Origin of the sequence: Arthrobacter sp. ok909 (assembly GCF_900104405.1) — a bacterium.
GTDB lineage: Bacteria > Actinomycetota > Actinomycetes > Actinomycetales > Micrococcaceae > Arthrobacter > Arthrobacter humicola.
The window spans coordinates 145,353-152,657 of the sequence record NZ_FNJS01000011.1 but is presented as its reverse complement, the minus strand read 5'-3'; the positions used below and the strand labels follow the sequence as shown (position 1 = coordinate 152,657).

Below are 7,305 nucleotides of genomic sequence, written 5' to 3'. Positions count from 1 at the left end.
ATCATCGGTCTCGGAACCATGGCCCGAATTCTCGGCACCCGGGCGGTCGCTGCCGGCCACAGCGTCCAGGTCGTCGGCCGTGACGGTACCAAGGCCGCCGCCCTGGCCGGGGAACTCGGCGGCAACGCCACAGCAGGGACGATCGCAAGCGTCGCGCTCACCGGTGACATCGTCATCCTGGCTGTGCCGTACGCCAGCGCCTCGTCCATTGTCGGCCAGTACGGGGACGCGCTGACCGGCAAGGTCATCGTCGACATCACGAACCCCTTCGATCTCACCACGTTCACCGCGCTCGTCACTCCCGAGGACAGCTCGGCCGCACAGGAGATCGCCAAGGCCGCCCCTGCGGGGGCGCATGTCGTCAAGGCGTTCAACACGCTCTTCGGCGGCGTCCTCGCGTCCGGTGAGGTCGAGGGCCGCCCCCTCGATGTGCTCATCGCCGGTGACGACGCCAACGCCAAGGCGTCCGTGTCCTCGTTCGTCGAGAGCCTCGGACTGCGCCCGCTGGACACCGGTAACCTGAAGACCGCGCACTGGTTGGAAGGAGCGGGTCTGCTGCTTCTCGGTCAGGCCCAGCGGCAGAAGAACTTCTCCCTCAGCATTAAGTTTCTCGGCTGAACGCACGTCAAAGCGCCGCTCCCGATCCGGACCGGCCGGGACAACAAGGGAGTAACGGGCCCGCGGGACCAGATGGACCAATCCGGCGACCGGTGCGGGGACTCGATCTCTGAGATCGAGTCCCCGCAAGCCCCACTCCTCGACCCGATGCCGCACAGGCGGCGAGTGACGCAACCGCTCACAAGGCGGGCTCCCGGCCAGGCCCCCGGCCTTCTGCGACACAGATCACACGCTCATATGCCGACTCACCGCCCCCCGGCACGCACGGATGGCGGTGGGCCGGGCAGCCCCAACCAGCGAAGGAACAAGCCCATGAAGTTCGGAATGGTAGGTGCGGGAACGCTCTCCCGCGCCATAGCCGGTCACGTAGTGAAGGCCGGTCACGACGTGGTCTTCAGCAACAGCCGAGGCCCCGAGACGCTCAAGGACGTTGTGGACGCCTTCGGGCCGCACGCCTCCGCCGGCACCATAGCAGAAGCGGGTGCCGCTGATTTCGTCGTCCTCGCCGTCCCCTGGACAAAGGTCCGGGAGGTGGTGGGTAACTTACCTGCCCGCGAGGGGCGGATCGTCATCGATGCCACCAACCAATGGGCGAGTCTGACCCCCACGTTTGTCGCGGACAAGCTCGACATCGGAGGCAGCGAACTCGTCGCCTCACTGATCCCCGGGGCGCACGTCATCAAGGCTTTCGACAACATGTATGGCCCCTATGTTGCCGCCGACCCCATCACCGCAGCCGGCCGCCGGATCCTTTTTTACGCGGGCGACGACCAGAACTCCAAGAAGCTCTTCCGCTCCGTCGTCGAGGGCTTCGGGTTCGCCCCCGTCGACCTCGGCCCGCTACCGATGGGCCGCCTGATGCAAGTGGACGGCGGACCCCTGACCGGCCTGCACGCCATCCGGGAGGGCTGACAGCGAGTACGACACCCGCTCCGGAACGCCTCACATTCCGGAGCGGGTCAAGTATCTTCCGGCAGGAATTTGCCGAAATCAACCATCCCTGGGCCGGTTCCGAATTCCTTGCCCGGATTGAGGTTACTTGTTGATGCGGGTCCGCTCGCAGCCGGACTCGTCGTCCAGTTGGGCACCGCGATTTTCAACGGCAGCCGCGCGGCGGAGCAGTTGCGCTCCGCCTGGCTGCGGACCGGGAACCTGCCGCGCCTGAACTAACGCTCAAGCGACCTCACAGCACTGCACTGCAATCAGGAGAAAATCATGGAACTCGGCGCTTACAGCTTCGGCGACACCCCACGCAATCCCGACGGGACGCTCCGTCCCACCGCCGAGGCGATCGGCAACCTCTTCGAGGCAATCGTCCTGGCCGACCAGGCAGGCCTGGACTACTTCGGGGTGGGCGAACACCACACCCTGGACATGCCCGCCTCCTCGCCGGGGACCGTGATCGCCGCGGCGGCTGCAGCGACGAAGCAGATCAAGCTCGGCAGCGGTGCGAACATCATCAGCACGGACGACCCGGTGCGGGTGTTCCAGCAGTTCGCCACCGCCGATGCCGTCTCCGGCGGCGGCAGGGTGGAAATTACCGCCGGCCGCGGATCCTCGGTGGAGACCTTTCCGCTCTTCGGTTACGACCTGAATGACTACGACCGGCTCTACGCCGAAAAGCTGGACCTTCTGATGACCATCAACAACAGCAAAACCGAAAACGTGACCTGGTCCGGGACGGTCCGGCCCGCGCTACAGGAGCTGGCCATCGTACCCCGGCCGGTCAACGGCAGGCTGCCACTCTGGCTCGCAACCGGGGGCAGCGCCCCGTCTTCGGTCCGCGCCGGAAAGCTAGGCCTACCCGTCTCCTACGGCATTCTCGGCGGGGCCCCGGCAAGGTTCGCCCCGCTGGCAGAGCTGTATCGGCAGACCGCCGCTCAGGCAGGACACACCGGCGAGGACATCAAAGTCTCCGTGGCGGCCCTCGGCCTGATCGCCCCCACGAAGAAGGAAGCACTCGAGCGCTTCTACCCCGGCTGGTACAACCTGAACATCGAAATGGGCAAACTCCGCGGCTGGCCCGCACCGGACAAGCGCCAGTTCCTGTCACAGGCGGACATCTCCGGCGCGTACTACGTCGGAGATCCGGATGAAATCGCCGAGCGCATCGTGGACCTGCACAACCACATGGGACACATGCGCCACTTCCTGCAGATGGACATCGGGGGCCTGCCCCAGGAACACTTCCTTGAATCCCTCACCCTGCTCGCCACCGAGGTCAAGCCCCGCGTCGAACGCCTCCTGGCCGGCAAATAGACCACGCACGCACACCACGCATCATTCCCCGGCTTCTCAACAGTGCCTGGCCGACGACGTCGCAAGTTCAACACCGCCAAACCGGGCTCGGAAACCGCCATTGTGAATCTCCGCACCTCGGCTTCCTGCGGTCGTCGATGCTCGAAGTCCTATGCACGGTGAAGGATCCGCTAACGGGACGTGGGGACTGGACTAAGGTGCCAAATAGCGCCGCAAGAAACGTGCCAAATAACTCTGAAAGTCACAGGCACTGCCGGTCGTCGCGGTCGTTCAGTCGATGAGACGTCTCATATCCCAAGGGTTAAGAGACACTCTGGGCTGAATCTCATGGAACTTCACCCTGGCATAATCTCGGAGATGTACCCGGGAATCTGGGCAGATCACCCGGGTTCCGTTGGATGGTTGTCTGGCGAGATCGTTGCTAGAAGGGGACAAAGCTTCCGCCGCTGATAAAGCGACACGGCTTCACGGACGGCGTGGAGGACTGCCCAAGGGAGCTATGCGGTGCCAGCGCCGCGTATGCGGGCCATGTAGAGGACGTTCCGAGCTTCCTCGTGTTTGCCAGTGTTAGCAAGGCAGATGGAGAGGTTTTGCATGGTGGTGATGAGCAGGGGATTGTAGGCGGCGGGCTGGGTTCCGGCCATTGTGAGGAGCATCATATAAGCGTCAGTGATGACCTCCAAGGCCTCGGCATGGTCGCCTGTGTCCGTGAGACGGAGAGAAAGATTGTTCAGCGACCTTGCAAGGGCGGGGGCGTACGCGGCGGGCTGGGCAGTGGCCATGTCTCGGTAAAACGCGACGGCCTTGCGGGCGGCGTCTAAGGCCTCGCCGCGCTCACCCTTGTCAGCGAGGCATCTGGATAGGGTGTCCAAGGATGCGGCAAAGTCGGAGGCGTACGCGGCAGGGTGCTTGTCTGCCAAGGCTTGCCGAATGGAGACGGCCCTGCGGGCGGCATTTAGGGCCCCGTCTGGGTCACCGGTCTCAGAGAGACACATGGCGAGGTTATTCATGCACATGGCGAGGTCTGGGTTATGGGTGGCTGGATCGGATTCGGCCAAACCCTGGTACATCTCGACGGCTTTGTTGATGGCGCCCAAGGCGCCGCCTCGTTCACCGGTACCCGCTAGGCAGCTGGAGAGGTTGTTTAGGGATTTCGCTAGGTCGGGGGCGTAGCCGGCATCTGCCTCCGCCAGACCTTGGAACAGTATGACGGCTTCGCTGACCGCTTCCAAAGCCCCTTGGCGGTCGTTGATATCGAATAAACAACCACAGAGGGTATTTAGGGAGGAAGCGAGATAGGGGGTGTAGGTCTCAGCATCAGCCTCGGCCAGGTCACGGTACCTTTCTACGGCGTCGCGGATGGCATGCAGGGCCATGGAGTGGTTGCCGGTCTCCATAAAGGACACGGACAGATTATTCAGCGCCTTTGCAAGGCCTGGGGCGTACGCAGCGGGGTTAACCTCAGCCGGTCCCCGGTAGCGAAGGACCGCTTCGCGACTGGCTTTCAGGGCCCCTTCTGGGTCACCGACATCCCTTAGGCAGTAGGAGAGGGCGTCCAACGAGCTGGCAAGTCTAGAAATGTCTGCCGTGCTAGGAGCAGTGAGCGACCGTAGCCATGAGACCTGGTGCTGGGTGAGCGCAAGTGCTAGGACGCTCAAGCGCGGGATGGTGCGCCGAGGCAGGATGGTGAGGGGCTCGGTGACATCTCCGAGATGCGGGCTGAGGCTGTTCACGGCCTGGGCGAGGGCTGAGGCAATCGTAGGTCTGTCCGGCAAACCGGTAATAGGGTTCAGTGCCTCGTCGACAGCGGCACGGGTGATTGAGGGAAGGATGTCCTCGAGAGCGTGAGCAGAGGCGACGTTGAAACTCGGATAGGCGCCCACGGATCGGTTAGTAGTGGCTATCCGGGCAATCACAGTCAGGGGCTGGGCGGTGTTAGGGCCGCGCGTGGGGCTGACTGATGCGGCAAGAGTTGCGGGGAAATCTTTTAGCGTTGTTGCGACGAGGTGTTCGCCGAGAAGGTCGGGTTCGAGAGGGTTCCAAAACCTAGGACCCCAACCCCGATAGAAATCACCGTACCAGCGTGCCCAGAACATTCGGACCCCGATAGCCTCGCCCTGAAGGTCGGGCACGTGGTGAAGGAGTGCAGCTCCCTCGGTTTCGCTTTCAGCCCCCGCGAGAGCCGCCATCGCAGCAACGCGGCGGGTGACGGACCCATCCGAATCTTTCGTTGGGTGAACGCGAGCCCAGTAGCTGGCTTCGTGGGTAAGGATTCCCTCGAGAAGGCCTTCCCAAGTGTCCGGCAAGGTCCGTTTTTGATCATTAACGGCCAGGTACGCGCTAGCGGTGACAAGCAAAGGGTTCCCGAACCGCTCCGCAGTAAGATCAGGGAGCGGAGGGGCGAATTCGGGACTGGCTCCGCCTGCATCTTTTAGGCGTTCCACGAAAGCCGTCCAGCTGTCGCGGTATAGCTTCTCTCTACTATCCAGATCCCAGGCTGCTCCCTCCAATATGATCTGTGGGCCCACCTCATCGAGTACGACGTCGAGTTCATCGTCACCGGTGCGAAGCGCCTTCGTCCAATCCTGGCCGGCAGGGGCGCTGCGTACGAGAAGCAAGACGCGGATCCTGTTGGCGGGGCTAGCGGTTCGCTGGAGAGCCGGTAGGAGGGTCGCCAGCTTGTCACGTCGTGTCTCTGCATAGTCGATGACGACCAGTGTCTGGGCCATGCCGGTGCCTGCAACGTAATCGACAGGAACCGCTTCCGGTCCTAGGAGGCCTGCGGCCCAGCCGTTCCCAGAAGCGATGCGGCAAAGCTGAACAGCGAGACGGGTTTTGCCCGAACCTCCCCGCCCGCCGATAAGGCGAACGGAGAATGGCTCTGGGTCTACGAGCCAACTACTGAGCGCGGACAAATGCCCAGATAGGTCGAGGTACTGGACCACGGCCGCGCGGGCACGCAAAAGCCTGGAAGGTTCATTGACGCTTTTACTTGGGGGCACCCAGGCCTTTTGGAGGCCGTAAGCAAAGGGTTGTCCACCGTACACGATGGTGATCGTGGAATTGTGGAGTGCACCAACGGCCGGGCTCTGGGGCCCGGCCGTGCTCGCAGTCCCCCCGCCGACCGAATCCATTGGTTTCAGGGCAGAGGCGCGGGTGGCGGAGGTGTGGTGCCGTAGTCGACGCTCACGTTTCCTCCAGAGATCTGGCCAAAGGCGGGTGACTGTGCCCCAGAAGTTGCGGCGTGGCCCTGCACTGCGGTGGGCTGGGCCTTCTCTAGAAGCTTGGCGAGTTGATCCAGAAAATCCGGGTCTGCCGTTGCTTGCTCTTCGATGATCCCCTCGAGGGCCTTTACACGGGAGGTGCTGTCCGGGGCATCTTCAACTCGAGCAAGGGCTCGTTCCCCCGCCTCGTGGCCTTTGAAGCGACCTTTTATCCAGTCAACTAGACCCTTAGAGGCCTCCTCGACAGCTTTGGACAAGGCGCCTTCATAAAACTTCGAGATAAGTCCGGCCGCGACGACGCCCAATGTCACAGGATCCATAATTGAGCCCCATTCCTAATGGTGTACCGGGGTCCGGCACGCCTCGTACACGCACCTTAGTCTTTGACCCCCCAGCACTGGAAGGGCCTGGCGCGCCAATAACGGGTTCGGCCAGAGAAGGAGTTCCTTCCGGGCAGTCAGTAAGGGGATTCCATTACGGACAACCGATCCGCTCCATCCGATTCGATGTGTCTCGAAACCTCTGAACTCGCCTCCTTAGGGTTGCAAGGCATGGGGGCGTACAGGCGGAGGTCAAGGAACCCGGGTACTCATGGCTGCGTGATCATGACCGGCTTAAGCGACACTCGCTTTCAGGAGTGGCTTGGGGCCCGCCATGTGAGGGTGACGGTGAAATTGGCCGTGCTGCCGGCGGCGGCGATGAAGGCACCTGCTTCGGCGTGTAGGTCCATTCCAAACTTGACGCAGACCTCGTCCGGCCGCTCGGTCAGGGAAAGCATCTGATTGATGACCCCCTGCACGGCCGGCTGAATGCGGCTTACGGCTTCCTCGAACGTCTGCTGTGCCTGTGCAAACACCCCGGCACGGCCGCCTCCGCGTGTCACCACGCCGCCGGGGTCATCTTCGACCTCAACGAGCACACTTCCGCCGGAAGCGGAGCCGAATTCGACCAGTTTCTTCATCATTTTGTCCTTCCTGTTCGCCCTCGGGATTACGTTTGACCGGCACGGGCCGGTGTTTGCGCCGGTCGGGTGGCTTTCCTCGCCCCCTGCGGGGAGCGTTCCTGCAGTTCCTCATTTCTTCATGTGGTCCTGTACAGAGGTCATGACTCTGCCGACTGCTGCCCCTACACTCTCCAGATCCGGGCGGTCTGGTCGTGACTGGCGGTCGCCAGGCGGGTCCCGTCCGGGCTGAACGCCACCGCA

7 protein-coding genes are annotated in these 7,305 nt (G+C 63.0%); 3 read left to right on the top strand and 4 right to left on the bottom strand.

The window, feature by feature from the left end; translation table 11 throughout:
- The 3 genes from BLR03_RS11420 to BLR03_RS11410 form a co-directional block, all read left to right on the top strand.
- A partial coding sequence (locus tag BLR03_RS11420) for an NADPH-dependent F420 reductase (RefSeq protein ID WP_217639769.1) occupies positions 1-618 on the top strand: 618 nt, incomplete at its 5' end.
- A gap of 312 nt (positions 619-930) precedes the next feature.
- Positions 931-1,530 (top strand): NADPH-dependent F420 reductase, encoded by a 600-nt coding sequence (locus BLR03_RS11415; RefSeq protein WP_091252634.1) that lies wholly within the window; start codon positions 931-933, stop codon positions 1,528-1,530.
- 303 nt (positions 1,531-1,833) lie between these two features.
- On the top strand, positions 1,834-2,877 hold the full coding sequence (locus BLR03_RS11410) for an LLM class flavin-dependent oxidoreductase (protein ID WP_091252633.1): 1,044 nt from the start codon (positions 1,834-1,836) through the stop codon (positions 2,875-2,877).
- Between the two features lie 497 nt (positions 2,878-3,374).
- Here the strand turns inward: BLR03_RS11410 and BLR03_RS11405 are convergent, their stop codons facing one another.
- The 4 genes from BLR03_RS11405 to BLR03_RS25290 all read right to left on the bottom strand — a co-directional run bounded on the left by BLR03_RS11405 (position 3,375) and on the right by BLR03_RS25290 (position 7,301).
- On the bottom strand, positions 3,375-5,606 hold the full coding sequence (locus BLR03_RS11405; protein ID WP_175460503.1) for a tetratricopeptide repeat protein: 2,232 nt from the start codon (positions 5,604-5,606) through the stop codon (positions 3,375-3,377).
- Positions 5,607-6,016: 410 nt separating this feature from the next.
- Positions 6,017-6,421 carry a hypothetical protein gene (locus tag BLR03_RS11400; RefSeq protein ID WP_091252630.1) on the bottom strand — a complete coding sequence of 135 codons (405 nt, stop codon included), beginning with the start codon at positions 6,419-6,421 and terminating at the stop codon, positions 6,017-6,019.
- 311 nt (positions 6,422-6,732) lie between these two features.
- Positions 6,733-7,065 carry a CU044_2847 family protein gene (locus BLR03_RS11395; RefSeq protein WP_091252628.1) on the bottom strand — a complete coding sequence of 111 codons (333 nt, stop codon included), beginning with the start codon at positions 7,063-7,065 and terminating at the stop codon, positions 6,733-6,735.
- A 161-nt stretch (positions 7,066-7,226) separates the two neighbouring features.
- Positions 7,227-7,301, bottom strand: a complete 75-nt coding sequence (locus BLR03_RS25290; RefSeq protein WP_368086963.1) for a hypothetical protein — start codon at positions 7,299-7,301, stop codon at positions 7,227-7,229.
- Between the last annotated feature and the right edge of the window lie 4 nt (positions 7,302-7,305).